Here is a 26131-nt window from a genome sequence, read left to right on the forward strand (position 1 = left end):
CCGCCTGCGCGCTCAGCGCAAGCCGGCCATCATCGCGCCCATTCCCACGAGCAGGCTGCCCATCAGGCGGTTCACGGCGCGCATGCGCCTCGGCCGCTGCAGCACGTGGCGCAGCCGGTGCGAAAACAGCGCCATCGAAGCCACGCCGCCCGCAAACAGCAGCGCGAACGTCGCCGCCAGCAGCCAATACTGACGGTTGGCGCTCCAGGGCGCATCGGCGCTCATGAACTGCGGGAAAAACGACGGGAAGAACAGCAAGGTCTTCGGATTGAGCCCGGAGGTCGCGAATCCGCGCCAGAACAAATCGCGACGGCAGGCATCGTCGGCATCGGCAGGCGCATCCGTGCCCGTCAAAGAGCGGCTGCGCCACTGCTTGCACCCCAGCCAGACCAGATAGGCCGCGCCCAGCCAACGCAACAACGTAAGTGAATGCTCACTAATGAGCAGCAGCGAATTGAGGCACAGCGCTGTCAGCGCGAGCTGGAGCAGCACCGCGAGCGTGCCGCCCCAGACGCAGGGCAGCGCGCGGCGCCAGCCGGCGTGCAGCGCCTGGCTCATGGTGAGCACGTTGACGGGACCGGGCGTGTAGACAAGGACGAGCGCGGCGGCGAGAAAAGAGAGATACAACTGGATCGACATTGCGGGGCGTGCTGGCGAAGACGGGGTGACGAACGGCGCTCGGGGTCGCGGGGTATTAAAAACGGGCAACAAAAAACCGCGCGAAAGCGCGGTTTTCAAATGCCATCTGCCTGACCGGACACTGCTGCCTGCGTGGTGAACGCGCGCAACGCCCGGTAGCCGCCGCAGGGTGCAACGGAAACGGCCCTGACGGACCACCGCGGCTCGTGGCTGCGGCGGCGCTCCCCACAGCGGGGAGGTGGCCGCGTGGGTCGTGCCAGGCAAGAAGGCATGTGGAAAATATACCGGGGAATTGCGTGGATAGGCTTCCGGTTTTCAGGCAAAAACGGCCAATAGACAGAATCTTCTTCCGCTAGAATTGCATCTACCTGTACAAGATTCTTTTTCGCCATGAGCCCCCGTGAACGCCCGCCCAAAGCGCTCGACAACCAGGACCGCAAGATCCTCAGCGCCCTGCAAAAGAACGCCCGACTTTCCAACGCCGAACTGGCCGAGCAGGTGGGCATGTCCACCACCGCGTGCTGGAATCGCACCCGCCAGCTCGAAGCCGATGGCTATATCGACGGCTATGTCGCGCTCGTAAACCAGCAAAAGCTGGGCTACGCCGACATCGTGATTCTGGAAGTGACGCTCGACCGCCACGAAGACGACGCGCTCGCGCGCTTCGGCGCCGAACTCGCGGCGCTGCCCGAAGTACTGGAGGCCTATCTCGTCTCCGGCGAGTACGACTACTGGATCAAGGTGGCGGTGGATGGCACCGCCGGCTACGAGCGCTTCCTGCGCGAGAAGCTCTATCGCATCTCGAGCATTCGCCACAGCCGGTCGATGTTCGCCTTGCGCTGCATGAAGGATGTGCCGTCCATGCAGGTGTGACGCGCGTTTGCCTTGGCGACCACGCGAAGGGCGTGAGCGTCAGCGCTGCACGATCAGCGTCACGCGCCGGTTCAGCGCGCGGCTCGCGGGGTCGTTGCCTGCCACGAGCGGGAAGTTGTCGGCGCGGCCAATCGCGGCGAGCCGGTGAGGCTCGATGCCGCGCTCGACCAGAAAGCGCACCACCGCGCCCGCGCGCGCCGAAGAGAGCTCCCAGTTCGACGCGAATTTCGCGTTCGCGATCGGCGTGCTGTCGGTGTGCCCTTCCACGAGGATATTGCCCGCCGGCGCCGCGCGCAGCACCTCGGCGATACGGCCCAGCACGCCAAGCGAATCGGGCAGCAGCGTGGCATCGCCCGCGTTGAACAGGATCTTCGCGTTGATGCCGATCTCCACGCCGCGCGCCGCCGGCACGATCGTGATCTCGCCGCGCTGGCGCAACGTTTCGAGCGCGGCGAGCAATGCCTGATCGACGGCGGGCATTTTCACGGCCGCTGCCGTCGTGTTCGTAGATTGCGCTGCCGATCGTATTTCGGATTCCTTATGCTTCGCCAGCTGCATCGCGTAGAGCGCGAGGAACAGCACCATCAGCGTCGTGATCAGGTCCGCGTAGGAGATGAGCCAGCGGCCGGAACTCGATTCGCCGCCCTCGTCCTCGTCGTGATCGAATTGTGCCGTGAGCGGCAAATCTTTATCGGAAAGCATGGGCGGTCAGCTCGCGCGCGTCGTGTCCAGCGCCCATACGTTCGCTTCGCCCTGAAAACCGCCGCGCTTGCCGCCCACCTCGCCAGCGAGGCGCGTGGCGATCGTATGGGGCGACTCCTTGCGCGAAATGGCGAGCAGGCCGTCGAGATAGAGCTTGCGCAGGCGCAGTTCGCTTTCGATATGCGCGCGCATCTTGCCATACAGCGGCAGAAAAACCAGGTTCGCGAAAGCCAGGCCATAAAGCGTGGCGATGAAGGCCACGGCAATGCCGGGCCCAAGTTCGGCAGGCTCGATCAGATGCCCCGTGACCTGAATCAGGCCGAGCACCGAGCCGAGAATGCCGAACGTGGGCGCATAGCCGCCCGCCTGCTGCCACACGCGCGCCGCCGCCATGTGCTTGCGCCCGGAGGCTTCGAGTTCGCGCTGGAGCGCATCTTCGAGCACGGCGGTCGACACACCGCTCGCAAGCAGTTCGAGCCCGCGCCGAGCGAACGGATGAATGCCCTGCAGATCCATCGACTCGAACGCGAGCAGACCATTGAGCTTGGCTTGATCGCCCCATTCCAGCACGGCGGCGAGGCTCGCTTCATCGACGCGCGGCGCCTTCACGAAGGCCATGCGCAATTGCTTGATGGCATCGAAGAAACGCGCCCACGTGTTCTGGATCATCACGGCGCCGAGCGTGCCGCCCAGCACGATGGCCAGCGCCTCAGGCTGAAGCAGCGTGACGAAATGGCCGCCTTCGAGCGAGAAGCCCGCGACTACGGCGAGCGCGCCAATGGCGATACCAATCAGGGTAAGCAGATCCATGCGCGTCTCCCAACTCAGCGATCCGCCTGGCGTCCGCCAGGCGTCTTGAGTGCACGCACCGCTGCAAGCAGGCGCTGCTCGATATCTTCGACTTCCACAGGATCGATCTTGATGTCGCGGCGCATGACCCACGACACTTCGTTCTTGCGTGCGTCCGCCATCACGGAGAGCAGGCGCTCGGATACGGCCGGATCCTCGATCGAAGCGAGCAGTTTCGCGAGATCGTAGGTATCGAGCGCGCTCACGGCTTCGAACAGCGTACGTTGATCGACGAACAACAGATCGTCGAGCGACTTGAGTTCGCCCGAGCCTCGGCCCGTGCGCTTCGAGAAATACGCCACGCCCTTTTGCTCGACGAAGTTGAGCACCTTCGACTTGCGGAACGCGAAGACCTCGTCGGCGATTTCAGCGTGCGAGAGCTTGTTGAGAATGACCTTGCGCTCCACGCCGATCAGCGCTTCGAGATCGCCCAGTTCGATCAGTTCGAGTTCGCTGTTGATCGACACATCGAGATCGCTGTCCGCGACCTGCGTGGCGCGCTCCACGATGCGCACAGGGTCGAACGTCACCACCTGGCGGCCCAACGCGCCTTCTGCCGCTGCCGCGTTGTTGGCGAGGTGCGTGGCCTGCCCGCTTTGCATCGCGACGAGATTGAGCTTTTCCATGCGCCGGAGCATGGCCATCACATGCGGACGCGAATGGCCGGCCACCGCACGGCATTTCTGCACGACGTCGGCGAGCGGCACGCTCACTTCGGCGCCGCTCGCGCCGTGTCGCGACCAGGTATCGCCGCCTTCGGCGCGATCGCTCGCGCCTGCGATCAGCGCGAGCACATGCGCGTACGACAGCACGCCCGGCATGAAGTCGGCATGGGTGTAGGTGGCGAGCAGATCGTCCTTCGCCTTGACGCGCCGCGTGAGCGTGCGCACCACATGGCGCAGCATCGGCGTGACGCGTTCGAGTTCCTCTTCGATGAGGCTCGCGGGCACGACGGTCAGTTGGCAAAAGCTGAGCGCTTTCGCCGTGTTCGGTCGCGGTTCCGCGCCGAGCAGCGCGGTCTCGCCGAAAAATTCGCCGCGTCCGAGCGTGGCCATCACGACTTTCTTGTCGTCGCAGCGCGTGGAGATTTCGACCTTGCCGTCGGCGATCACGAAGATCAATCGTTCGCCTGCAAAGCCTTCCGAATAAATGATCTCGCCCGGCGCCGCCGTACGCGACCATGTTTGACTGCGATTCAAGTTCTATCCCCGGAAAACGATTCCATCGCCCGCATTTGTCTGACTATCTTATGCGTTTGCGAAGTGAGTGCTATGAGCCGCGTTTACGGCGTTTTCCAGGACGTTCTTGAATCAGCTTGCATAGTTGGCCCGCGTGGAAAGCATGCCGAAAGCCCTTGTCGCGAGTCTATGCGCCGAGGTGTCATGCGCGCTTTGCGAACGCAAACGATTGCTTGCGCGAGAAGTGCTGTAAATGGCGATGAATTGCGTGCGGGAAAATGAATGCGGCCAGTTTGCACTGGCCGCATTCATTAACACTATCAGTCTCTTTCAGTCTTTCACGCCGCAAGTTTTCCCGTCGCACCGTTGCTCGCTGGCGCACTCACGCCTGCGCGCGCGAAGCGAAGCGCTTGCATCAGCGTTTCGTGCTCGCCGATGTGGTTCGCGAGCAGCAGGATCAGCTGCGCATTGGCCGATTGACTCTGCGCCTCGTCGAGATCGCGATGCATGTCGATCAGCGCTTCGTAAAAGTCGTCCGGTCTTGCCAGGTTCGGTTGGGTGTTCAGCATGGTTGTCTCCTCGCTCCTCTATGCCGTGCCTTGCACGCACAGCGCCCGCTTGAGCGCGCTCTCCACGCGCGCCGCATCGGCGCGCCGCCAGCGTGCGCTCACGTGCTGGTCCGGACGAATCAGATAGAACGCGCCGTCCTGCGCGCCGTAGCGCTGCGCCGCCAGCCCTTGCACGTCGCGCAACACCACCGTCGATGCGGGCAGACCCGCCGGCACAGCCGCATCGCCTTCGAGCATCACGACGAACTTGAGCGGCACCGCAGAACGCGAGAGCGCCTGCAGCGTGTCGAGCGTCGCGGTATCGAACGCCGAGCCCGCGCGGCTGAACACGAGGCCCGCGAACTGGTCGCCCAGATGCGCGAGCAGCCAGCTCTCGTCACCCGCTGCGTTTTGCACCGGCGCGTCTGCACACGAAGCGCCCGGCTCCATCTGGCCGTCGAACGTCTCTTCGTCGGGCGTGTTCAAGGTCGATTCGCGCAGCACCGCCGGCACGGAAAGCCGGCCGCTGTTCACCAGTTGCCGCGCAAAGGCATGCTCGCGGGCAAGCGTGAGCACGGCGTCGCGGAACACGCGGCTCACCGCGCTCTTGGGCGTGATGAAGTCGGTCGAGCGCGTGGAGTTGCGGATGTTTTCGTCGGCGGCGTATTCGCGCTCGCTCGCGTAGGTATCGAGCAGCGCGTCGGGCGCATGGTTCTCCAGCACCATCGCGAGCTTCCATGCGAGGTTCTCGCCGTCCTGGAACCCGCTATTCGCGCCGCGCGCGCCGAACGGCGAGACCAGATGCGCCGAGTCGCCCGCGAACAGCACATTGCCCTGGCGGAAGCTGTCCATGCGCAGGCACGAGAACGTGTAGATGCTCACCCACTCCAGCTCGAACTTCACGTCGGGCCCGAGCAGCGCGCGCACACGCGGAATCACGCGCTCGGGCGTTTTTTCGAGCACCGGGTCGGCGTCCCAGCCGAGCTGGAAGTCGATGCGCCAGACGTTGTCGGGCTGGCGATGCAGCAGCACCGACTGGTTCGGATGGAACGGCGGATCGAACCAGAACCAGCGTTCGGTAGGAAAGTCGGCTTCCATCTTCACGTCGGCGATGAGGAAGCGGTCCTTGAAGGTGCGGCCGTGGCTGTCGAGGCCGAGCAGCTTGCGCAGCGGGCTGCGCGAGCCGTCGGCGGCCACCACGTAGCGCGCGAGCAGCGTGTACGGGCCATCGGGCGTTTCGATTTCGAGCGCGACATGCGCATCGGCGGCGCCCGGCGTGCCGTGCTGCGCGACGCCCGTCACCTTGTTTTTCCAGCGGATTTCGAGGTTGGGCAATGCCTGCGCACATTCGAGCAGGTAGCCTTCCACGTAGTACTGCTGAAGATTCACGAAGGCGGGCCGATGATGGCCGCTTTCGGGCAGCAGGTTGAACGTGTAGACGAGTTCGTCCTTGCGAAACACCTTGCCCACGTTCCAGCTCACGCCCTTTTCGACCATGCGGTCGCCGCAGCCGAGGCGGTCGAAGATATCGAGCGAGCGCTTGGAAAAGCAGATGGCGCGCGAGCCCGTGGAAAGCGTGCAGTCGTCGTCCACGAGCACCACCGGCACGCCTTGCCGCGCGACGTCGATGGCCGTCGCGAGGCCCACCGGCCCCGCGCCGACCACCACGACCGGACGCACGCACGCGGCGGCGTCCGGAGTTTGTTCGCTGCATCGCGCGTAGTCGAAGGTCAGCGTCTGATAGTCGATCATCGTTTTGTCTCCACCGTCTCCAGCCTGTCAAGCAGCACTTCAATCCTGCAGCGCGTCCCACATCTCCTTGTCGCGCTGCGCCGTCCAGATGCGCGGATGCGTAATGCCGCTCGCCTCGTCATACGCGCGCGTCACGTCGAACGGCAGGCAGTGCTCGTAGATGAACACGTGGCCGAACTTCGGGTCCATCGCCTCGCGCGTGAGCGACATCGCGCCCTTCAGGTCGAGCTTCTGCGCCACGGCGGCGCGGCCTTGCGCGAGCAGCGTAGTCACGAAATCTTTCGTGTAGTCGAGACCCTTGTTGACTTCCGCGGGGTTGAGCAGCGCGGGGCCGCGGCCCGGCACGAGCTTTTCGGCGCCCAGCGAGCGCAGCGCTTCTAGCGTGGCGGGCCAGTCGGCGAGCTGGGCGTCGCCGCAATAGCACGCAGCGTCGTATTCGACGAGGTCGCCCGAGAACAGCACCTTCTGCTGCGGCAGCCACACCACCGTGTCGCCCTTCGTGTGACCCGAACCGAGGTGCGCGATCTTCACTTCGAGCTTGCCGAGGAACAGCGTGATTTCCTTCTCGAACACGAGCGTGGGCCACGTGAGGCCCGGCACCGTTTCGACGCCCGCGAACAGACGCGGGAAGCGCTCGATTTCCGACTTCATGTCGGCTTCGCCGCGCTCGACGATCATTTCATACGTGCCGCGGCTCGCGATGATCTGCTGTGCGCCTTCCTTGAAGTACGCCGAAGCGCCCAGCACGCGCACCGCGTGATAGTGCGAGAGCACGACGTATTTGATGGGCTTGTCGGTGACCGTGCGGATCTTCGCAATGAGGTCCTGCGCCATGGCGGGCGTGGCCGTGGTGTCGACGATCAGCACGCCGTCGTCGCCGATGATGACGCCCGAGTTGGGGTCGCCTTCCGTGGTGTACGCGTATGCGTTTTCCGAGAGCTGCGTGAAGGTGACCTTCTTTTCTTCGAGGTCGGCCTGGGATGCGAACGCCTTTGCCATGTTGAGTCTCCGTATCGAGGGGCTCTTGAAGCCGGGGCGGGGCGAAGCGCGCACGGGCCGGGCGCGTTGGGCGCCAGCCCTGGTTGTCTCGCCCCGTTTGAAATTGAAATGGACCGCTGTTGTGCCGGGGTGAGGCCATGATGGTCTTCCCGTTTTTATTTGTCAATAGCGAATTACATCGTTATACGTTAATTTCTGACCAAAGCACGCTGCAGTCCGTACAGCTGCCGCCGTTCAGTTAACATGGACCCTTTTTCAGCCAGAGAAAAGCGCAATGAGACGTCGCAATGAAAGCGCCGCGTCCGCGCCGGAAAGCAGCGCGACGGCGGCCCGCACGCAGCGCGGCATCCAGAGCGTGGAGGTAGGCGGACGCCTGCTGCGCGCCCTCGCCGACGCGCGCGCGCCGCTGGGCGCCAGCGATCTCGCGGCGAGCGGCGACATTCCGTCGAGCCAGGCGCACGCCTATCTCGTGAGCCTGACGCGCCTCGGGCTCATCAAGCGCGACGCGCTTTCGGGGCGCTATGAACCCGGTCCGCTCGCGCTGCGCCTCGGCTTGCTGCATCTCGCGCAGCAACCCGCGCTGCGCGAGGCCGTGCCGCGCGCCGCCGCACTCGCGCAGGCGCTCAACTGCAGCGTCGCGCTATGCATTGCCGGGCCGCAGGGGCCGACTATCGTGCGCTACGAGCACGCGAGCCTGCCGCTACACGTGAACCTGCATGTCGGCACGGTGATGTCGCTGCGCGCCACGGCCACGGGCCGCGTGTTCTGCGCGTTCCTCGGGCCCGAGGCGCTCGAAGCCGCATGGGCCACGCAAACCGCGCAGCCGGTGTGGCGCGGCACCAGCCACGTGGCCAGTGCCGCGGGCGCGCCCCAGGAAAGCGCGCCCGATGCCGCCTTCCTCGCCTCGCTCGACGCCATCCGCGCGCGCGGCTACGAACTCGCCATCGACGCGCCCAGCCCCGGCGTGAGCAGCGTATGCGTGCCCGTGCTCGGCCCTGGACGCGAACCGGGCCTCACGCTCACCGCCATCGGCGCGAGCGGAGTGATCGACGTGCGCGACAACGGCGCGGTCGTGCGCGCGCTGCGCGACGCCGCTGCTGAAATCACCGCCGCCGCTTTTTCATCGACACCGACATGCCCCGAGTAAGCGCCAAGCCTCCGCGCGATGAAGCGATCGAAGACGCCGCGGCCAGCGTCGCGCCCGAAGCCGACAAGCCGCAACGCGGCATCCAGTCGCTCGATGTCACGGGCGAGCTGCTGGCCGCGCTCGTCGCGGCGGGCACGCCCTTGCCGTTGCGCGACCTCGCCGCCGCCGCGGGCATGGCGCCCGCCAAGGCCTTCCCGCACCTCGTGAGCCTGCAGAAGATCGGCCTGCTCGCACGCGACGCGGCGGGCCGCTACGAAGCGGGACCGCTCAGTCTCGAACTCGGCCTGATCGGCCTTGCGCGTCTTTCGCCGGTTCGTGAAGCCGATGCCGAGCTAGTGGGCCTCGCCGCCGCCACCGCGATGAGCGTCGCGCTCGCGGTGCCGGGGCCGCTCGGCCCGACCGTCGTGCGTCTCGAAGAATCGGCGCTGCCGCTGCACGTGAGCCTGCGCCCCGGCACGGTGATGTCACTCGTCAACACGTCGATCGGTCGCGTGTTCGCCGCATGGGTCGACGACGATGTGCGCGCAGCCCTTCTTGCCCAGGACGAACTGCGGCTCGCGGGCGCGAAGCCGCGCGAGGGCGCCACGCCCGCCTACCTCGCGCGGCTCGCCGCCATTCGCGCCGAAGGCGTGGACACGGCGCTCGACAAACCCATTCCCGGCATCAGCACCGTGACCGCGCCCGTGTTCGACCACACCGGCAGCGTATGCCTCGTGCTCGCGGTGATGGGGCCTTCGGGCAGCCTCGACATCGCGCGCGAAGGCACGGCGGCGCAACTGCTGATCGCCGCCGCGGAACGCCTCTCGCGGCGCTTCGGTTACATGGAAGGCGCGGCGGCCGCGCCGCTATGAGCGCCTTTAGCACGCGATATAAAAACGACCACGTGATGAGAACCACCCCATGAGCACGGCATCCACCGGACAAGCATTGCGCCAGATCGCCGATTTGCCCTGCCCGCGCGGCCTGCCGCTCGTCGGCAATCTGCTGCAGCTTTCGCCGCCGCGTCTGCATCTGATCCTCGAACAATGGGCCGCCGAACTCGGCGCGCCCTACCGCTTCCAGGTGGGCGGCATCCCCATCACGATCTGGACCGATACCGAGCTGATCCAGCAGATCATGCGCGAGCGTCCGCATCGCTTCCGCCGCTATCAGCCGATCGAAGCGGTGTTCGAGGAGATGGGCTTCAACGGCCTTTTCTCGGCAGAAGGCGTTGCGTGGGAACCGCAGCGCAAGCTCGTGATGCAGGCGCTCTCGATCCCCAACATCAAGGCGTTCTACCCCACGCTGGCCGATATCACGCAGCGTCTTCACACCCGCTGGCAACGCGCGGCCGAGCGCGGCGAAACCGTCGAGATGACCGACGACCTCAAGCGCTACACGGTGGACGTGACGAGCGCGCTCGCGTTCGGCGAAGATCCGCGCACGCTGGAGCGCGATCACGGCGTGATTCAGGAGCACCTGGAGCGCATCCTGCCGGGCGTGATGAGGCGCACCAACGCGCTCTTTCCGTACTGGCGATATGTCAAGCTGCCGGCGGACCGCAAGCTCGAGCGCTCGCTCGAGGAAGTGCACCGCTACGTCAACGCGATGATGGCGCGCGCCCGCGAGCGCATGCGCGACGAGCCGTCGGATGCGCCGCGCAATCTGCTCGAAGCGATGCTCGCGCAGCAGCAGGCGCCGGGCGGCGAGACGACCATCAGCGACGCGCAGATCCGCGCGAACGTGCTCACGCTCCTGATCGCGGGCGAAGACACGACCGCCGACTCCATCGCGTGGACGCTGCCCTACCTCGCCGCGGATCCGGCCTTGCAGCAGCATCTCGGCGACGAAGCTTCACGCGTGCTCGGCAATTCGACGGTCTGCCCCGACTACGCCACGTTGAAGGACCTCGATATTTTCGAGGCGATCTGCATCGAAGCCACGCGTCTGCGCCCGGTGGCGTCCGTGCATTCGTTCGAGCCGCTGGAAGACGTGGTGGTGGACAACGTGGCGTTGCCCAAGGGCACGCGCATGTTCTTCGTCGCGCGTCCCGCCATGCTCGACGCGAAGCATTTCGCCGATCCGCAGCGTTACGATCCGTGGCGCTGGATGAAGCGCGGCGAACGCGAAGCCGATGACGGAAAAGCCCATGACGTGCGCGCTTATCTGCAGTTCGGCGCCGGGCCGCGCGTGTGTCCTGGCCGCCATCTCGCGACGGTGGAAATGCGCCTCGCGCTCTCGATGCTGATGCAGTCGTTCACGATCGAACTGGCGATCGATCCCGCGAAGATTCAAGAAGTGCAGGCGTTTACGATGGTGCCGGATACGATGCCGGTGAAACTCAAGCCGCGCGAGCGCACTGCGGCTGCCTGAGCGTCAATGCGTCAACGCCCGTCCTCGGGCGTGCCGACCGTGGAAGCATCGTCGGGCGCGCCGTCGCTGCGCGCCTGCGCATCGCGCATCTTGGCAAGCGCCTTGGGCCCGAGGCCGAGCGACACGCCCAGCGCGAGCGCATCGAGCACCGCGAGATGCGCGATGCGCACCACGGCGGGCGCGTGCGCATCGCTCGCGGCGGGCACGCGCAGCAAAAGCGGAATATCCACCACCCACGCGAGACGCGAGCCCGCACTCGTGAGCGCGATGGTCGTCGCGCCGCGCTCCTTGGCGATCTGTATGCTCTCGTTCACCTCCACGCTGCGCCCCGACTGCGAGATCGCGAACGCCACGTCGCCCGGTTCGAGCAGCGCCGCGTAAAGGCGCTGCAGATGTGCATCGGTGAACGCGCTCGCGGCGATGTCGAGCCGCAGCAGGCGCAGCGCCGCGTCTTGCGCAACGAGCCCCGAACCCGCGCCCACGCCGAAAAAATACACGCGCCGCGCGCTGGAAAGCGCCGCGACGGCGGCCTCGAACACCGCCGTATCGAGCGAAGCGCGCGCATGGGTCACGCCCTGCACGACCGACTCCGTCACCTTGTCGAGCAGGGTGCCGACCTCGCCGGCCCACCCGGCGCCACTTGCCTCGCCGCCCGTCATCTCCGTGGCGAGCGCGAAGGGCACGTTGCCTGCCGCGCTCTGCGCGAGCCGCATCTTGAAGTCGCGCAGGCCGTGCGCGCCCACCGCGCGGCAAAAGCGCGTGACGGAGGGCTCGGACACGTCCGCGCGCAACGCGAGTTCGGTGATGCTCGCGCGCATGGCGAAGTCGATGTCGGCAAGCACCATCTCCGCGACCTTGCGCTCGGCGGGACGCAGCGACTCCGCGACATTGCGGATGTGATGGATCAGGTTGGAGACCGGCAAGCTGTTTTTCCCGTGGAAGATACTAGGGTCTGCTCACATGAGGGCCCGCTATCCAGTTTCGATGCGTGCTTCCGCTTCAATCGAGCCGCTTGCCGCTTTCAGTATCGAACAGATGCAGGTGCGCCAGAGGCAAACCTAGCGTCATGCGCTGGCCCGGAGAAACGTCCGGGCGCGCGCGTGTCGTGACGCACCATGTCGTCTCGCCTATTTTCCCGTACAAGTGGGTCTCCGCGCCAGTCGGCTCGATCACGTCGACGTTGAACGGCACGTCGCCGCCCGCCTCGATGTGCTCGGGCCGCACACCGAGCGTCACGCGCGCGCCCGCCTGGGCCTTGCCTTCCGGCAACGCAATACGCACACCGTCTTCGAGCACGAGCGCCGTGCCGCGCGCGTCGCTCATCACCGTGCCCTCGGCGAAGTTCATCGAAGGCGAGCCGAGGAAGCTCGCCACGAACAGATTGCCCGGTTTGTCGTAGAGGTCGAGCGGGCGGCCGATCTGCTCGATGCGCCCCGCGTTCATCACGACGATGCGGTCGGCCATCGTCATCGCCTCGATCTGGTCGTGCGTGACGTACACCACCGTGTTGCGCAGACGCTGATGCAGCGCCTTGATCTCGGTGCGCATCTGCACGCGCAGCTTGGCGTCGAGGTTGGAAAGCGGCTCGTCGAAGAGGAACAGCGCGGGCTCGCGCACCACGGCGCGGCCCATGGCGACGCGCTGGCGCTGGCCGCCCGAGAGTGCGCGCGGCAGGCGCTCCAGGTAGCTCGACAGATTGAGCATTTTCGCGGCGGCTTCGATGCGCGGCTTGAACCCGTCCTCGCGCTCCTTGCGGATGCGCGGACCGAACGCGATGTTGTCGTACACCGACAGATGCGGGTAGAGCGCGTAGCTCTGGAACACCATCGAGATGTTGCGCTGCTGCGGCGGCAGCGCGTTGGCGCGCGTGCCGCCGATGGTGAGGTCGCCGCCGGAGATGTCTTCGAGGCCGGCGATCATGCGCATCACCGTGGTCTTGCCGCAACCCGAGGGGCCGACGAGCACGACGAATTCGCCGTCTTCGATGTCGAGGTCGACGCCGTGCACGACCTGGGTGTCGCCATAGCGCTTGTAGATGCCGTTCAGTTGTACCGCTGCCATGCTGTCCTCGTTTGCGTGAAGTCTTTTCAGGTCGCTCAGGTCAATGCGCCGCGCGCGCCTCAGAACGGATCGAGCGTCAGTTCGTTCGCCATCATCCGGTTGCCCGCCATGAGGCCCGCGTCCACGGGCAGCGCCACGCCCGTGATCACGCGCGCCTGCGGCGAGGCGAGAAACTGCACGGCGTCGGCGATGTCCTCGGGCGTGGCCACGTCGCCAAGCGGATACCACTTGCTTAGTTCTTCGAAGATCTTCGGATGCTGCTCGACACGCGCGCGCCACGCGGGCGTCTTCACCGTGCCGGGGCAAACGATGTTCGCGCGTATGCCGTGCGGGCCCAGCTCCATGGCGAGCGCCTTCGTGTAGCTCACGAGGCCCGCCTTCGCCGCGCTGTACGCGGGGTGGCCGAGCGCCGACAGGCCGTTCACCGAGCCGATCAGCACGAGCGCGCCGCGCCGGCGCTCGATCATCGAGGCGCGCACGGCTTCGACCGTGTAGTAGGTCCCGTTCAGGTTCAGGTCGATGTCGCGCCGCCAGCTCGCGGCGTCGGTATGCGCGAGCGTCGTGCCGAGCGCGCCGCCCGCGTTCGCCACGGCAACGTCCACCGGGCCGCGCGCCGCCACGCCGCGCTCTACGGCTGCGGTCACTGCGGACTGATCGCTCACGTCGGCGGCAAGCGGTTCGAGGCGCGCGGCACCCGCTTCGCCGAATTCGGCCGCGAGCTGTTGCACGCCCGCCGCGTCGCGGTCGAGCGCGAGCACCGTGTCGCCCGCTTCCAGAAACCGTTTGCACAGCGCGCGGCCTATGCCGCCGCTCGCGCCCGTCACCAGCACCACCCGGCTCATGTCGACTCTCCGTGCGGCCCGCCAGTCTTGCCGGAGAGCCTGAAAATTTCCTACATACGAATGACTAACCGTGGTCCGTATGCGGGTTTATACCGAGCGCGCCGCGCTGCTGCAGCGCATGAATTTCCCCTGTTTTACAGCATGTTATGCAAATTTCTGCGCTCGAAACAATATCGAGTTTACCAGGTGACAACGCTTTTTTCATCCTGTAGGATTTTTTCAAACAACGCAACCCAGCAGCCGGGTCAAGGCGGCGGCACTAGTGGAAAAAGCGCAGGAACAACCACCAAGGAGAAAGAGAATGTCGTTTCAGGCACGTGCAACCACCATGCTCGGCAAGCTCGCCGTCGCGCTAGCGTTCGCCGGCATCACCGCCGCGGCGCACGCCGATACGGTCCGCGTGACCGTCGCCCACTACAGCGACGCCACCGCCCCGTACTTCGAGAAAATGGCCAAGCAGTTCGAGGCCGCCAATCCCGGCATCACGATCAAGATCGAAGACGTGAACTGGGACTCGCTGCAACAGAAGCTGCAAACGGACATCTCCGGCGGCGCCAACGCCGACCTCGCGATCATCGGCACGCGGTGGCTGCTCGACTTCGTGAAGGACGACATTGCCGAGCCGCTCGACCCGTACATGGACGCGAACTTCAAGGGCCGCTTCATCGGTCCGTTCCTGGCCCCGGGTCAAATCAACGGCAAGACCTACGGCCTGCCGATCGCCGCTTCGGCGCGCGCGCTGTACTACAACAAGGACATGCTCGCTTCGGTTGGCTATCCGCAAGGCCCGAAGACCTGGAACGACGTGATCGACGCCTCGAAGAAACTGAAGGCGAAGGGCATTGCGGGCTTCGGTCTGCAAGGCAAGGAAATCGAAACCGACGTGTATTTCTACTACGCGCTGTGGACGCACGGCGGCGAAGTGGTGGGCAAGGACGGCAAGGCGGCATTCAACTCGCCGGCTGGCGTGAAGGCCGCGACGCTCTACAAGAGCATGATCGACGAAGGTCTCACGCAGCCGGGCGTGACGGGCTACAGCCGTGAAGACGTGCAGAACCTCTTCAAGCAGGGCCGCGTGGCAATGATGATCTCGGCGCCGTTCCTCGCCAAGCAGTTGCAGAAGGAAGCACCGAACATCAAGTACGGCATCGACCCGATCCCGGTAGCCACGACGCCCGCCACCTACGCGGTGACCGACTCGATCATGATGTTCAAGAACTCCAAGGTGAAGAAGAGCGCCTGGAAGTTCCTGGACTTCCTGTTCACGAAGGAACCGCGCGTGCAGTTCACGAGCACGGAAGGCTTCCTGCCGACCACCAAGGCTGAAGCGAGCGACCCGGCTTTCCAGAATCCGGACACGCAAGCCTTCATCGCGCTGCTGCCGCATGCGAAGTTCGCGCCGACCGTGACGGGCTGGGAAGACACCGCCAAGGCCGTGACCAACGCGATGCAGTCGGTCTACCTCGGCAAGGCCAAGCCGGCCGATGCGCTGAACCAGGCGGCCACCGAAGCGAACAAGTCGCTCGGCAAGTAAGTCTGGCAAACAAGCCTTGATGGCAACCCCGGCGCGCCCGAACTTTCCGGCGCGCGCCGGAGCGCCTCAGAACCGACGTTTCGAAGCACTGACGATTCGACATGACTACGGGTCCCCTGAAGCCCTCGCCCGCCACAGCACCGGCCGGCGATGCCCCCGACCGATCACGCGCACGAACCCGCATGAGCCGACAACCCCGCGCCGTTTCCGCGCCCCGCGCGCCCTGGCTCCTGATCGTGCCGAGTCTCGTGCTCGCGCTCTTCATCATCAGCTATCCGATCTTCAACATCGTGTATCAGTCGCTGCACGATGTGTCGCGCTTCGGGCAGATTCGCGACTTCAGCGGCCTGCAGAACTTCTATAACGTGTTCGGCGACCCGGTGTTCATGAGCGCCCTGAGGAACACGCTGATCTGGACATTCTTCGTCGTGGTGGGGACGGTCGGGATTTCCGTGCCGGTCGCGCTCGTGCTCAATCAGGACTTTTACGGCCGCGGCATTGCGCGCACGATCGTCATGCTGCCGTGGTCCGTCTCGCTCACGATGACGGCCGTGGTCTGGCGCTGGGCGTTCAACGACGACTACGGCATGGTCAACGTCACGCTGCAACGCCTCGGCCTCGTTTCCGGGCCGATCCACTGGCTCGCGACGCCCGAGTATGCGTTCCCTGTCGAGATCTGCGTGGGCATACTCGTCTCGATCCCCTTCACGACCACGATCCTGCTGGGCGGCCTTTCCTCGGTGCCGGGCGATATCTACGAAGCCGCGCGCATCGACGGCGCAAGCGCCTGGCAGCAGTTCCGCCAGCTCACGCTGCCGCTGCTCAAGCCGTTCATCAACATGGCGGTCCTGCTGAACGTGATCTACGTGTTCAACTCGTTCCCGATCATCTGGGTGATGACGCAAGGCGGCCCCGACGACAGCACGCATATTCTCGTTACGTACCTTTACGAACTCGGCTTCCGGTTAGGACGACCTGGCGAAGCTGCCGCCGTCTCGCTCATCATGCTCGTCATCCTGTTCGCCTTCTCGGTGGTCTACCTGCGCCTGCAGGCAAAACGCGGCAGCGCCGAAGGAGACCTGGCATGAACCGCAAGCTCAAACGCTCGATCTGGTGCTGGCTCGCGCTCTCGCCGCTCGTCGTGGCCGTGCTGTTCCCGTTCGCGGTGATGTTCTTCACCTCGTTCAAGCCGGCTTCGGAAGTGTTCGTGTTCCCGGCGCGCTGGCTGCCCATGCAGTGGCGCTGGCAAAACTACGTCGACATGTGGCAGGCCGCGAACTTCGGCGTCGCGCTGCGCAACAGCATCGTGGTGAGCTGTCTTTCCACGGCGCTCGCGCTCGCCGTGAGCCTGCCGGCCGCCTACGCGCTCGCGCGCTTTCCGTTCCGCGGGCGCGGCCTGTACCGCCAGTTCCTGCTCGTCACGCAGATGCTCTCGCCCATCCTGCTCGTGGTCGGCCTGTTCCGGCTCGCCGCGATGATTCCGTACGGCGACGGCAATCTCGTCGATTCGAAGATCGGCGTGATCGTCTCTTATGCGGCGTTCAATATCGCGTTCGCCGTGTGGATGCTGTCGTCGTATTTCCAGACTGTGCCGCGCGATCTCGAAGAATCGGCGTGGCTCGAAGGCTGCAGCCGCACGGGCGCCGTGTTCCGCGTGTTCCTGCCGCTCGCGGTGCCGGCCGTGGTGGTCACGGCGATCTTCACGTTCATCAGCGCGTGGAATGAGTTCGCCGTGGTCTACACGCTGATCCGCTCGCCCGAAAACAAGACGCTCACGGTGCAGGTCACCGACATGGTGGCCGGCAAATACACAGTGGAATGGCAACTCGTCATGGCGGCGACGCTCGCGGCCACGCTGCCGGTGTCCGTGGTGTTCGCCTGGCTGCAGCGCTACATGGTGAAGGGGCTCGCGCTAGGCGCGGTGAAGTAACAGGAAGTCTCGCGCCTACTTGCCCAGCTCATGGCCGATCACGCCGCCGGCCACGGCACCGCCCACGGTGCCGACCGCGCTGCCGTTGGTGGCCCGGTTGCCGATATAGCCGCCCGCGGCGGCGCCGCCCAGCGTGCAGGCTCCCGTGCCCGCTGCGGTGAGCACGACGGTGATGACGAGTGAGGCGCGCGCGGCGCTTAAGCGTCGTAGCCAGTTCATCGCCGATTCTCCTGATCGATGGTCCTGGCTTTCATGCCAGCAAGCATCGTGCCGCGCCGGCTTTCAGCCGTGGTGCAGGTGCAGCAGGATCAGCGTGAGCGTGACGAGCGAACCGAGCGTGGAATGCAAAATGGTGCGCGAAGTGACGTGCGCCTCGCGCCGGTAGTACTCGGCGAGCATGAACGGGCCGGTGCCCGTGGGCAGCGCCGCGAGCAACACCGCGATCTCCACGAGCTGGTCAGACAGCCCGAATACGCGATCGGCCAGCCACCACGTGAGCAGCGGCTGCGCGACGAGCTTGCAGAGCGTGAGCCACCACGACGACTCACGCGGCGCCTCGCCGCTCCCGCGGCGTTCGGCGAGAAAGAGCCCGAGGCTGACGAGCGCACACGGGCTCGCCGCGCCGCCCAGCAGCTTGAGGAACGTTTCCGCGCTGGCAGGCAGCGTGACATGCGCGGCCGAAACGACCGCCCCCAGCGCCGGCGCGACCAGCAGCGGATTGCGCAGGAGCGAGCGCACGACCTTGATGGCGAGCCGGTGCGGACGCCGCTCGCTTTGCAGTCCCGTTTCGATCAGCACGATGGCGATGGCGAACAGCACACAGACCACGAGGATCGTCGCGATGGTCGTGGGCGTGAGGCTCGACGGCCCGAAGGCGATCATGCACAGCGGGAAGCCCACGTAGCCGGTATTCGGATACGCGGCAGCAAGCCCGTCGATGCTCGCATCCGCAAGCGGGCGGCCGAGGAACACGCGCGCGCCCACCACGGCGACGAACACGGCGAGCCCGGCAAGACCGAATGCAGCAACGAACGCCGGCTGATAAAGCTCGTGCCACGTTGCATGCGCAAGGATATCGAAGAGCAGCGCGGGAAGCGCGAGCCACACGACGAAGCGGTTCAGCTCGGAAGCCGCAGCGGGGCCGAGGACATTCGTGCGACGGCAGGCGAAGCCCGCGAAAATGAGGCCGAAAACCGGCAGGAGAATGGAAACGGCAGAAAGCATCGGGATTCGTGAATGCAAAGCGCGCGGGAGTGCCGCGCGCCAGGGTCAAACGGAAGACGAACCGTTCCGCTAATCCATCGCCGCGTGACTCGTATCGACGGTGGCGGCGCTCGGGCCGGTGCGGATCAGAAAGAGCAGCGGAATCACGAGCAGCGTCGCCACGAACATCATCTTGAAGTCGTTCAGATACGCGATCATCTGGGCTTGCTGCGTGATCGACTGGTTGAGCAAGGCGAGATCGTACCGCGAACCGCTTTCGAGCATCTGCTGAACCGCCGGATTGAACGGCGTGATGTTTGCGGCGAGGTCCGAGTGCGCGACCTGCGCACCGCGCGTGACGAAAGTCTGCACGATCGAAATGCCGATACTGCTGCCGATGTTGCGCATGAGGCTATAGGTGGCCGTGCCATCCGCGCGCAGTTGCGGTGTCAGCGTCGAGAACGTCAGCGCGGAAAGCGGCACGAACACGAAGCCGAGGCCAAAGCCCTGCACCACGCCCGGCCACACGATATCCGAGGGCGACAGCACGAGCGTGTACTGCATCATCTGCCAGAGCGCGTAGGCGGAGATCACGAAACCGAACAGCAGCATGATGCGCGCGTCCACGCGTTTCAATATGCGTCCCGCTATCAGCATGGCGACCATGGTGCCCGCGCCGCTCGGCGCAGTCACGAGCCCGGTGGTCGCGACCGGATAGCCCATGAGGTTCTGCAGCATGGGCGGCAGCAGCGCGCGCGTGGCGTAGAGCACCGCGCCGATCACGAAGATGAAGAGCGTGCCCGTGGCGAAGTTGCGGTCCTTGAGCAACTGGTAGCGAAAGAACGTGCCGGGCCCCGAAGTGGCCGTATGCACGACGAAGAACGCAAAGGCAATGACCGCCACCAGCGCTTCGATGCGGATCTCCAGCGAGCCGAACCAGTCGAGCTGCTCGCCGCGGTCGAGCAAGGCCTGCAGCGCGCCGATGGCGAGCGCAAGCGTGGCGAAGCCGAACACGTCGAAGCGCTGCGTGCGGCCGGGCACGCGCGCGGGCATGAAGGTCGAGACGCCAAAGAACGCAAACAGGCCCACCGGCACGTTGATGAAGAACACCCAACGCCAGTTGTAGCTGTCCGTGAGCCAGCCGCCCAGCGTCGGCCCGAGCACGGGGCCGACCATCACGCCCATGCCCCACACGGCCATGGCCTGCCCCTGGCGCTCGCGCGGATTGATGTCGAGAAGAATGGACTGCGAGAGCGGCACGAGCGACGCGCCGAACACGCCCTGCAGCAGCCGCGAAGCGACGATCTCGCCGAGCGTTTCGGAAAGCCCGCACAGCGCCGAGGCCACGGTGAAGCCCGCAATCGCCACGCCAAGCAGCCGCTTGACGCCGTAGCGGTCGGCGAGCCAGCCCGTGAGCGGCGTGGCAATGGCGGCCGCGACGATATACGAGGTGAGCACCCAGGTGATCTCGTCCTGGGAGGCAGACAGCGTGCCCTGCATGTGCGGCAGCGCGACATTGGCGATCGTGCTGTCCAGCGTCTGCATCAGCGTGGCGAGCATGATCGAGAGCGTGATCATGCCGCGATTGAGCGGGGCTTCCTTGCCAGCGTCTGCCCGATGCTGCGCGGCGGCGCCGTCCTGCATGACTGCGGTCATCGTGCGATTAGCGTGATTGGGGGGGCGGAGCGCGTCAAATTAATAAGCCTGCTTATTATACGACTCGCACCCGCCGACGCAATCGGTATCGCCAGGCAGGGGACGCTCGTGAGAAGGCGCGAGCCGTGCGCCCGTATAATCGCGCGATGACTACCGACCTCGAAAAGCGCTTTGGCTTCCTGGTCGTCGACGTGGGCCGGCTCTATGGCAAACGTTACGACGAGCTTGCGAAGTCGTCGCTCGAACTCACGCGCGCGCAGTGCCGCATGATCGCGTACCTCGCGCACTACGGCGACATGAACCAGGCGCGCCTCGCCGAACTGCTGGAAGTGGCGCCCATTTCCGCAGGGCGGCTGCTCGAGCGCATGGAAGAAGGCGGCTGGGTCGTGCGCACGCCCAACCCGGACGACCGCCGCGAATTGCTGGTGAGCCTGACGCCCAGGGCGGCAGGCGTGCTCACGGGCGCACGCCGCGTGGGCGACGAAGTCCAGGCGGAAGCCCTGGCGGGCTTCACGCCTGAAGAAGCCGAGCAGTTCGGCACGATGCTTCAGCGGGTGCGCGCCAATCTCGGCGCGCTGGTGGAACGGTAACCCGCAGCGATAGCTCGCGTTATCGCAGCCGCACGAGCGTGGACTTGAGTTCCGTGTACTTCTCGAGCGCGTGCAAAGACTTGTCGCGACCGTTGCCGGATTCCTTGAAGCCGCCGAACGGGAAGTTCATGTCCCCGCCTTCGTCGTAGCAGTTCACCCACACCGTGCCCGCGCGCAGCCTGCGCGAAATCTCATGCGCGTGCGTGAGGTTCGCGGTCCAGACGGCCGCCGCGAGCCCATAGTCACTGTCGTTGGCAATGCGCACCGCTTCGTCGATCGTGCTGAACGTGATGACCGACAGCACCGGCCCGAAGATCTCCTCGCGTGCGATCTTCGTGTCGTGATGCGTATCGAACACCGTGGGCTCCACGTAGAAGCCGCCACCCTCGGCATTGACGCGTTCGCCGCCGGTCAGCAGCTTCGAGTCCTTGCGGCCGGCCTCGATATAGCCAAGCACCCGCTCCAGCTGAATCTTGTCGATGATCGCGCCCATCGACACCTCCGGATCGAGAGGATTGCCAGGCTTATAGGCCTTCGCGGCCTCGACGAGCTTCGCAAGGAATACGTCCTTGATCTCGTGATGGACCAGCAGACGCGAACCCGCCGTACACATTTCGCCCATGTTGTAGAAGATCGCGCCCGCCGCCGCGCGCGCCGCACGGTCGAGATCCGGGCAGTCGTGCAGCACGATGTTGGGCGACTTGCCGCCCAGCTCGAGCCACACGCGTTTGAGGTTCGACTGGCCCGCGTACTGCATGATCTGCTTGCCCACGTTCGTCGAGCCCGTGAACGCGATGCAGTCCACGTCGCGATGCAGGCCGAGCAGCTTGCCGGGCTCTCCGCCACCGGGCAGCACGTTGAACACGCCCGCCGGAATGCCGGCCTCGTGTGCGAGTTGCGCCACGCGAATGGCCGTGAGCGGCGACTTCTCCGAAGGCTTGAGCACAACGCTGTTGCCCGCCGCGAGCGCGGGTCCGAACTTCCACGAGGCCATCAGGATCGGGAAATTCCACGGCACGACGGCAGCGACCACGCCAATGGGCTCGCGCGTGACGAGGCCCACGAGATGATGATCGGCGGGCACGACTTCGCCGCCCACCTTGTCGATGGCTTCCGCGAACCATTCCACGCAATAAGCTGCGCCCGGCACATCCACGGTCGTCGTGTCGCCAATGGGCTTGCCTGCGTCGAGCGTTTCGAGCAGCGCGAGTTCGTCGAGATGCTCGCGCATGAGCGCGGCCCAGCGCAGCAGAACGGCCTTGCGCGCACGCGGATTCAGGCCGGCCCAAACCCCTTCGTCGAACGCGCGCCGAGCGGCGCCCACCGCGGCATCGACATCGGCTGCGCCGCAATCGGCCACGCTGGCGAGCACGCGGCCGTCGATCGGGCTCACGCAATCGAACGTGCGGCCCGAATACGCATCGCGATACGCGCCGTCGATGAATGCGCGGCCTTCGATCGAAAGCGTCGCGGCCTTGTCCTGCCAGTAAGTGAAAGTTTTCTTTTCCATCAGGATGCCTCAATGATTTGCGATCCACCTCGCATGCCGCAATGCGGCATCAGGTGAAACGGGTTCGCGCGATCAGGGAGTCAGAAGGTGGGCGGCGAATTGGCCGACACCACTTCGCAGACTTCGTTCGCGCTGGGATTGCGAAACCGGTGCGGGAAGCGGCTTTCGAAGTAGTAACTGTCTCCGGGGTCGAGCAGCCAGGTCGTGCCGTCTACGGTCAGCTCGAGTTGTCCGGCGACCACCACGCCGCCTTCGTGCCCCGCGTGCGCCAGCATTTCAGGGCCGGTATCGGCAAGCGGCTGATAGACCTCGCGCATGATGCCCATGTTGCGATCTTTCACATTCGCGCCGGCCAGATAGAACTCGATCGACGCGTTGCCGAGGTTCGGCATTTCGCCGCGCCGCGACACGACTTCTGTCCCTTCGGTCAGGTCGAATGTGAAGAATTCGGCGAGGCTCATCGGAATGCATTCGAGCAGTTTCTTGAGCGAGCCCACAGAGGGACTGACGCGACTTTGCTCGATCAGCGAGATCGCACCATTGGTCACGCCTGCGCGCTTGGCGAGTTCGCGCTGCGACAAGCCATAGCGTTTGCGGACATAGCGCAGGCGCGTGGCGACTTCGGATGACACAGAGGCGGACTCGGACACGATGAAGGACCGTTGGCAGTGAGCGCGCGTAGACAGGGCGCGGTGGACGTGTTGAATATTCTAATCAGTTTGCTTTATTTTGCGTCAGTACAAACCCCTGTAAGTTATTCGAAATATAAGTGCAGGAGCCGATATTTCGCACAGCGTGCTATTTCACAAGGCTCTCGGGGAAAGTGCTGACATCAAAAACTTGAAAAAATAATTGACGCCCTTTTTGACTCGTATATGCTGAACTACAGGTCGAACACAACATCGTTTCTGCCGCATTGCAACGCAAAAAGCGCGTTTTATGCGAGAAACATAGCGAGTCGGCTCAGTTTGGAAAGCAATACATCGATGTCGTTCAATGTTTAATGCATTACTCAAATTGGCGACCTTGAATGCTTGAACCAAACGCCTTTTTCAACGCAACCAGTCGAGTGTTATTGTGAGAGTCCGTGGCCCTCTGGTGAGGTGGGATCGTAGTCATGCGAGGTGTCTTCGCAGTGACTGCACCGCCATCGCCGACGGCAGTAGCGGCAGGCTTGCCTCTCGCCTGTTCCTGTCCGTCTTCACGATCCTTTCCCGCCGCTCTGTGCGGCGTCACAACTCGGTCTCCGCACGCGCCTTCATTGCCGTCCACACGGACGAAGTCGCGTCGCTTCTGCCCTAGCGCCTCTCCCTCCCGCGCCGTTCGTTTTCTTCGCCGTCGTTGGTTCGCGAAGTGTCCTGTCGCGCCTTCGCGATATGGCTGCGCACGCCTGAACACCGTCGCGCCTCACAACGGCAAGAAACGAACCGCCTACATGATCTCCACGCGCAGCGCCATCCGTTAGCGCCGCCGCGCGGAGCACACAGGGTTTGTAGTTTTGCGTCCCGCAAGGCTGCAAGGTCATGTCACGCCCGTAGCGCCGACACCTGGCGCACGGGCAAGCAAGCGAATCATTAGTCATGCGAACCAGACCAGTAGTTGGCGTTACTGCCGACCGCACGATGATGGGACCGCACGCGTCACATGTTGCCGGTGAGAAGTACATCGCCGCGGCTGTGGATGGAGCAGGCGCGCTCGCATTCGTGCTGCCCGCCCTGGGCGAGCGGCAGGCGGCGGCCGACATTCTCGAAGCCGTGGACGGACTGCTTTTCACGGGCAGCTATTCGAACGTCGAGCCGCATCGTTATGGCGGCGCGGCGAGCGAGAGCGGCACGCTGCACGACCCCGCTCGCGACGCCACCACGCTGCCGCTCATGCGCGCCGCGATCGAGGCCGGCGTGCCGGTGCTCGCCATCTGCCGCGGCTTCCAGGAGATGAACGTGGTGTTCGGCGGCACGCTCCATCAGCAGGTGCACAACGTTGCGCGCTACGACGACCATCGCGAGAACAAGGACGATCCGCTCGACACGCAATACGGTCCGGCGCATGCGTTGAAGCTCGTGGAAGGCGGTGTGCTGCAACAGCTTGCGGGCGGCGCGCGCGAAGCCCGCGTGAATTCGCTGCACGGTCAGGGCATCGAACGGCTGGGCGCGGGCCTCGTGGCCGAGGCATTCGCACCCGACGGCCTTATCGAAGCCGTGAGCGTCGCGAACGCACCCGGTTTTGCACTTGGCGTGCAGTGGCACCCCGAATGGAAGTACGCCGACGACGCACTGTCCACCGCCATCTTCCGCGCGTTCGGCGAAGCCTGCCGCAACCACATGCTGGCCCGAATACCGGGCGGGGCCGGACTCGACGTGGCGCATGCGCCGCGCGCCGCCCACGCCTGATGCCGGCCCATACAGAACAGAGAGAAAGATCATGCATGAAATCGACGAATTCCTGAAAAAGCATCACATCACCGAAATCGAAGCCATCATCCCCGACATGGCGGGCATTGCGCGCGGCAAAATCATCCCGCGCAGCAAGTTCGAATCGGGCGAGTCCATGCGCTTGCCGCAAGCCGTGATGATCCAGACCGTGACCGGCGACTATCCCGAAGACGGCAGCCTCACGGGCGTCACCGATCCCGACATGGTGTGCGTGCCCGACCCGTCCACGATTCGCATCATTCCGTGGGCCGTCGATCCCACCGCACAGGTGATCCACGACTGCGTGCACTTCGACGGCTCGCCCGTCGAAATTTCGCCGCGCCGCGTGCTGCGCCGCGTGCTCGAACTCTACGAGGCCAAGGGCTGGAAGCCCGTCATTGCGCCGGAGCTCGAGTTCTATCTCGTCGACATGAACAAGGATCCGGACATTCCGCTCACGCCGCCGATCGGTCGAACGGGCCGTCCCGAAACGGGCCGCCAGGCGTACTCGATCGAAGCGGTGAACGAGTTCGATCCGCTGTTCGAAGACATCTACGAGTACTGCGATATCCAGGACCTCGAAGTCGACACGCTCATTCACGAAGTGGGCGCGGCGCAGATGGAGATCAACTTCCTGCACGGCGATCCGCTCAATCTTGCCGACCGCGTGTTTCTCTTCAAGCGCACGGTGCGCGAGGCGGCGCTGCGCCACCACATGTACGCCACCTTCATGGCGAAGCCCATGGAGAACGAGCCAGGCTCGGCCATGCACATCCATCAGAGCCTCGTCTCGGCGGAAAGTGGCCAGAACCTCTTCACGGGTTCGGACGGCAAGCCGACGGACATGTTCTACGCGTATATCGCGGGACAGCAGAAGTACACGCCCGCACTGATGCCGATCTTCGCGCCGTACATCAACTCGTATCGTCGCCTTTCGCGCTTCATGGCAGCGCCGATCAACGTGGCATGGGGCTACGACAACCGCACGGTGGGCTTCCGCGTGCCGTACTCGTCGCCGGCCGCGCGCCGTGTGGAAAACCGCATTCCGGGCGTGGACACTAATCCGTACCTCGCGATCGCCGCGACGCTCGCCGCCGGCTACCTCGGCATGACGCAGCACCTCAAGCCCACGGAACCGCTCGTGAGTGACGGCTATTCGCTGCCCTACCAGTTGCCCCGCAACCTGGAAGAAGGCCTCACGTTGATGAGCGCAAGCGAACCGCTCATGGGCATCCTCGGCGAGAAGTTCGTGCGCGCCTACCTCGCGCTCAAGGAAACCGAATACGAAGCGTATTTCCGCGTGATCAGCTCGTGGGAACGCAAGCACCTGCTGCTGCACGTGTAAACGAAAGGAG

26 protein-coding genes are annotated in these 26131 nt (G+C 64.9%); 11 read left to right on the forward strand and 15 right to left on the reverse strand.

Annotation, left to right across the window (positions count from 1 at the left end):
* Nucleotides 1-12: 12 nt before the first annotated feature.
* Nucleotides 13-639, reverse strand: coding sequence for a LysE family translocator (locus AB4Y35_RS01015; RefSeq protein ID WP_368703006.1), 627 nt, complete (start codon nt 637-639; stop codon nt 13-15).
* Nucleotides 640-1029: 390 nt separating this feature from the next.
* Here AB4Y35_RS01015 and AB4Y35_RS01020 point away from each other — a divergent pair, with 390 nt between their 5' ends.
* Nucleotides 1030-1512: an Lrp/AsnC family transcriptional regulator gene (locus AB4Y35_RS01020; protein WP_028202732.1), complete on the forward strand. Its 483-nt coding sequence runs from the start codon at nt 1030-1032 to the stop codon at nt 1510-1512.
* A 39-nt stretch (nt 1513-1551) separates the two neighbouring features.
* Here AB4Y35_RS01020 and AB4Y35_RS01025 read toward each other — a convergent pair whose 3' ends face one another.
* The 6 genes from AB4Y35_RS01025 to AB4Y35_RS01050 all read right to left on the reverse strand — a co-directional run bounded on the left by AB4Y35_RS01025 (nt 1552) and on the right by AB4Y35_RS01050 (nt 7540).
* Nucleotides 1552-2214, reverse strand: coding sequence for a flagellar motor protein MotB (locus AB4Y35_RS01025; protein WP_368703007.1), 663 nt, complete (start codon nt 2212-2214; stop codon nt 1552-1554).
* Nucleotides 2215-2220: 6 nt separating this feature from the next.
* Entirely contained in the window at nt 2221-3024 is an 804-nt protein-coding gene (locus AB4Y35_RS01030; protein WP_368703008.1) for a flagellar motor protein, read from the reverse strand.
* 14 nt (nt 3025-3038) lie between these two features.
* Nucleotides 3039-4262, reverse strand: coding sequence for a Crp/Fnr family transcriptional regulator (locus tag AB4Y35_RS01035; protein ID WP_368703009.1), 1224 nt, complete (start codon nt 4260-4262; stop codon nt 3039-3041).
* A gap of 317 nt (nt 4263-4579) precedes the next feature.
* Complete coding sequence (locus tag AB4Y35_RS01040) at nt 4580-4810, reverse strand: DUF2783 domain-containing protein (RefSeq protein WP_254333091.1); 231 nt, start codon at nt 4808-4810, stop codon at nt 4580-4582.
* 18 nt (nt 4811-4828) lie between these two features.
* A complete protein-coding gene (locus tag AB4Y35_RS01045) occupies nt 4829-6541 on the reverse strand; it encodes an FAD-dependent oxidoreductase (RefSeq protein ID WP_368703010.1) in 1713 nt (570 codons plus the stop codon).
* 39 nt (nt 6542-6580) lie between these two features.
* A complete protein-coding gene (locus AB4Y35_RS01050; protein WP_254320125.1) occupies nt 6581-7540 on the reverse strand; it encodes an MBL fold metallo-hydrolase in 960 nt (319 codons plus the stop codon).
* A 274-nt stretch (nt 7541-7814) separates the two neighbouring features.
* Between AB4Y35_RS01050 and AB4Y35_RS01055 the strand changes: the two genes are divergently transcribed.
* Genes AB4Y35_RS01055 through AB4Y35_RS01065 form a run of 3 tightly spaced genes read left to right on the forward strand, consistent with a single transcriptional unit; the run spans nt 7815 to nt 11039 of the window.
* Nucleotides 7815-8687, forward strand: coding sequence for an IclR family transcriptional regulator (locus AB4Y35_RS01055; protein ID WP_368703011.1), 873 nt, complete (start codon nt 7815-7817; stop codon nt 8685-8687).
* A complete protein-coding gene (locus AB4Y35_RS01060) occupies nt 8675-9538 on the forward strand; it encodes an IclR family transcriptional regulator (RefSeq protein WP_368703012.1) in 864 nt (287 codons plus the stop codon). The genes AB4Y35_RS01055 and AB4Y35_RS01060 overlap by 13 nt, the downstream gene beginning before the upstream one ends.
* Before the next feature lie 49 nt (nt 9539-9587).
* Nucleotides 9588-11039 carry a cytochrome P450 gene (locus tag AB4Y35_RS01065; protein ID WP_368703013.1) on the forward strand — a complete coding sequence of 484 codons (1452 nt, stop codon included), beginning with the start codon at nt 9588-9590 and terminating at the stop codon, nt 11037-11039.
* 11 nt (nt 11040-11050) lie between these two features.
* On the opposite strand, the gene AB4Y35_RS01070 is transcribed toward AB4Y35_RS01065, so the two are convergent.
* The 3 genes from AB4Y35_RS01070 to AB4Y35_RS01080 all read right to left on the reverse strand — a co-directional run bounded on the left by AB4Y35_RS01070 (nt 11051) and on the right by AB4Y35_RS01080 (nt 13942).
* The gene (locus AB4Y35_RS01070; RefSeq protein WP_028202741.1) at nt 11051-11962 is read right to left on the reverse strand and encodes a MurR/RpiR family transcriptional regulator; all 912 of its coding nucleotides are present in this window, start codon (nt 11960-11962) and stop codon (nt 11051-11053) included.
* Between the two features lie 76 nt (nt 11963-12038).
* Entirely contained in the window at nt 12039-13100 is a 1062-nt protein-coding gene (locus tag AB4Y35_RS01075; RefSeq protein WP_368703014.1) for an ABC transporter ATP-binding protein, read from the reverse strand.
* Nucleotides 13101-13159: 59 nt separating this feature from the next.
* Nucleotides 13160-13942, reverse strand: coding sequence for an SDR family oxidoreductase (locus AB4Y35_RS01080; protein ID WP_368703015.1), 783 nt, complete (start codon nt 13940-13942; stop codon nt 13160-13162).
* Between the two features lie 301 nt (nt 13943-14243).
* Between AB4Y35_RS01080 and AB4Y35_RS01085 the strand changes: the two genes are divergently transcribed.
* The 3 genes from AB4Y35_RS01085 to AB4Y35_RS01095 all read left to right on the forward strand — a co-directional run bounded on the left by AB4Y35_RS01085 (nt 14244) and on the right by AB4Y35_RS01095 (nt 17406).
* Nucleotides 14244-15476 (forward strand): sugar ABC transporter substrate-binding protein, encoded by a 1233-nt coding sequence (locus tag AB4Y35_RS01085; protein WP_324140994.1) that lies wholly within the window; start codon nt 14244-14246, stop codon nt 15474-15476.
* A 182-nt stretch (nt 15477-15658) separates the two neighbouring features.
* A complete protein-coding gene (locus AB4Y35_RS01090; RefSeq protein WP_368703016.1) occupies nt 15659-16564 on the forward strand; it encodes a carbohydrate ABC transporter permease in 906 nt (301 codons plus the stop codon).
* On the forward strand, nt 16561-17406 hold the full coding sequence (locus tag AB4Y35_RS01095; RefSeq protein ID WP_324140996.1) for a carbohydrate ABC transporter permease: 846 nt from the start codon (nt 16561-16563) through the stop codon (nt 17404-17406). The genes AB4Y35_RS01090 and AB4Y35_RS01095 overlap by 4 nt, the downstream gene beginning before the upstream one ends.
* Before the next feature lie 15 nt (nt 17407-17421).
* On the opposite strand, the gene AB4Y35_RS01100 is transcribed toward AB4Y35_RS01095, so the two are convergent.
* The 3 genes from AB4Y35_RS01100 to AB4Y35_RS01110 form a co-directional block, all read right to left on the reverse strand.
* Nucleotides 17422-17625 carry a glycine zipper 2TM domain-containing protein gene (locus AB4Y35_RS01100; protein ID WP_368699019.1) on the reverse strand — a complete coding sequence of 68 codons (204 nt, stop codon included), beginning with the start codon at nt 17623-17625 and terminating at the stop codon, nt 17422-17424.
* A gap of 63 nt (nt 17626-17688) precedes the next feature.
* Nucleotides 17689-18630, reverse strand: a complete 942-nt coding sequence (locus AB4Y35_RS01105) for an AEC family transporter (protein WP_368703017.1) — start codon at nt 18628-18630, stop codon at nt 17689-17691.
* A gap of 69 nt (nt 18631-18699) precedes the next feature.
* On the reverse strand, nt 18700-20187 hold the full coding sequence (locus AB4Y35_RS01110; RefSeq protein ID WP_368703815.1) for a DHA2 family efflux MFS transporter permease subunit: 1488 nt from the start codon (nt 20185-20187) through the stop codon (nt 18700-18702).
* Between the two features lie 224 nt (nt 20188-20411).
* Here AB4Y35_RS01110 and AB4Y35_RS01115 point away from each other — a divergent pair, with 224 nt between their 5' ends.
* Entirely contained in the window at nt 20412-20855 is a 444-nt protein-coding gene (locus tag AB4Y35_RS01115) for a MarR family transcriptional regulator (protein WP_342919094.1), read from the forward strand.
* Nucleotides 20856-20874: 19 nt separating this feature from the next.
* Here AB4Y35_RS01115 and AB4Y35_RS01120 read toward each other — a convergent pair whose 3' ends face one another.
* Nucleotides 20875-22365, reverse strand: a complete 1491-nt coding sequence (locus AB4Y35_RS01120) for an aldehyde dehydrogenase (RefSeq protein ID WP_368703018.1) — start codon at nt 22363-22365, stop codon at nt 20875-20877.
* 80 nt (nt 22366-22445) lie between these two features.
* Entirely contained in the window at nt 22446-22997 is a 552-nt protein-coding gene (locus AB4Y35_RS01125) for a cupin domain-containing protein (RefSeq protein ID WP_368688655.1), read from the reverse strand.
* 445 nt (nt 22998-23442) lie between these two features.
* On the opposite strand from AB4Y35_RS01125, the gene AB4Y35_RS01130 reads away from it, so the two are divergent.
* The 3 genes from AB4Y35_RS01130 (at nt 23443) to AB4Y35_RS01140 (ending at nt 26121) form a co-directional block, all read left to right on the forward strand.
* A complete protein-coding gene (locus AB4Y35_RS01130; protein ID WP_236596917.1) occupies nt 23443-23667 on the forward strand; it encodes a hypothetical protein in 225 nt (74 codons plus the stop codon).
* A 278-nt stretch (nt 23668-23945) separates the two neighbouring features.
* The gene (locus AB4Y35_RS01135) at nt 23946-24755 is read left to right on the forward strand and encodes a gamma-glutamyl-gamma-aminobutyrate hydrolase family protein (RefSeq protein ID WP_368703019.1); all 810 of its coding nucleotides are present in this window, start codon (nt 23946-23948) and stop codon (nt 24753-24755) included.
* A 31-nt stretch (nt 24756-24786) separates the two neighbouring features.
* Entirely contained in the window at nt 24787-26121 is a 1335-nt protein-coding gene (locus AB4Y35_RS01140) for a glutamine synthetase family protein (RefSeq protein WP_133185707.1), read from the forward strand.
* Nucleotides 26122-26131 lie beyond the last annotated feature (10 nt).

This window comes from Paraburkholderia sp. EG286A (assembly GCF_040965375.1).
Lineage (GTDB): Bacteria > Pseudomonadota > Gammaproteobacteria > Burkholderiales > Burkholderiaceae > Paraburkholderia.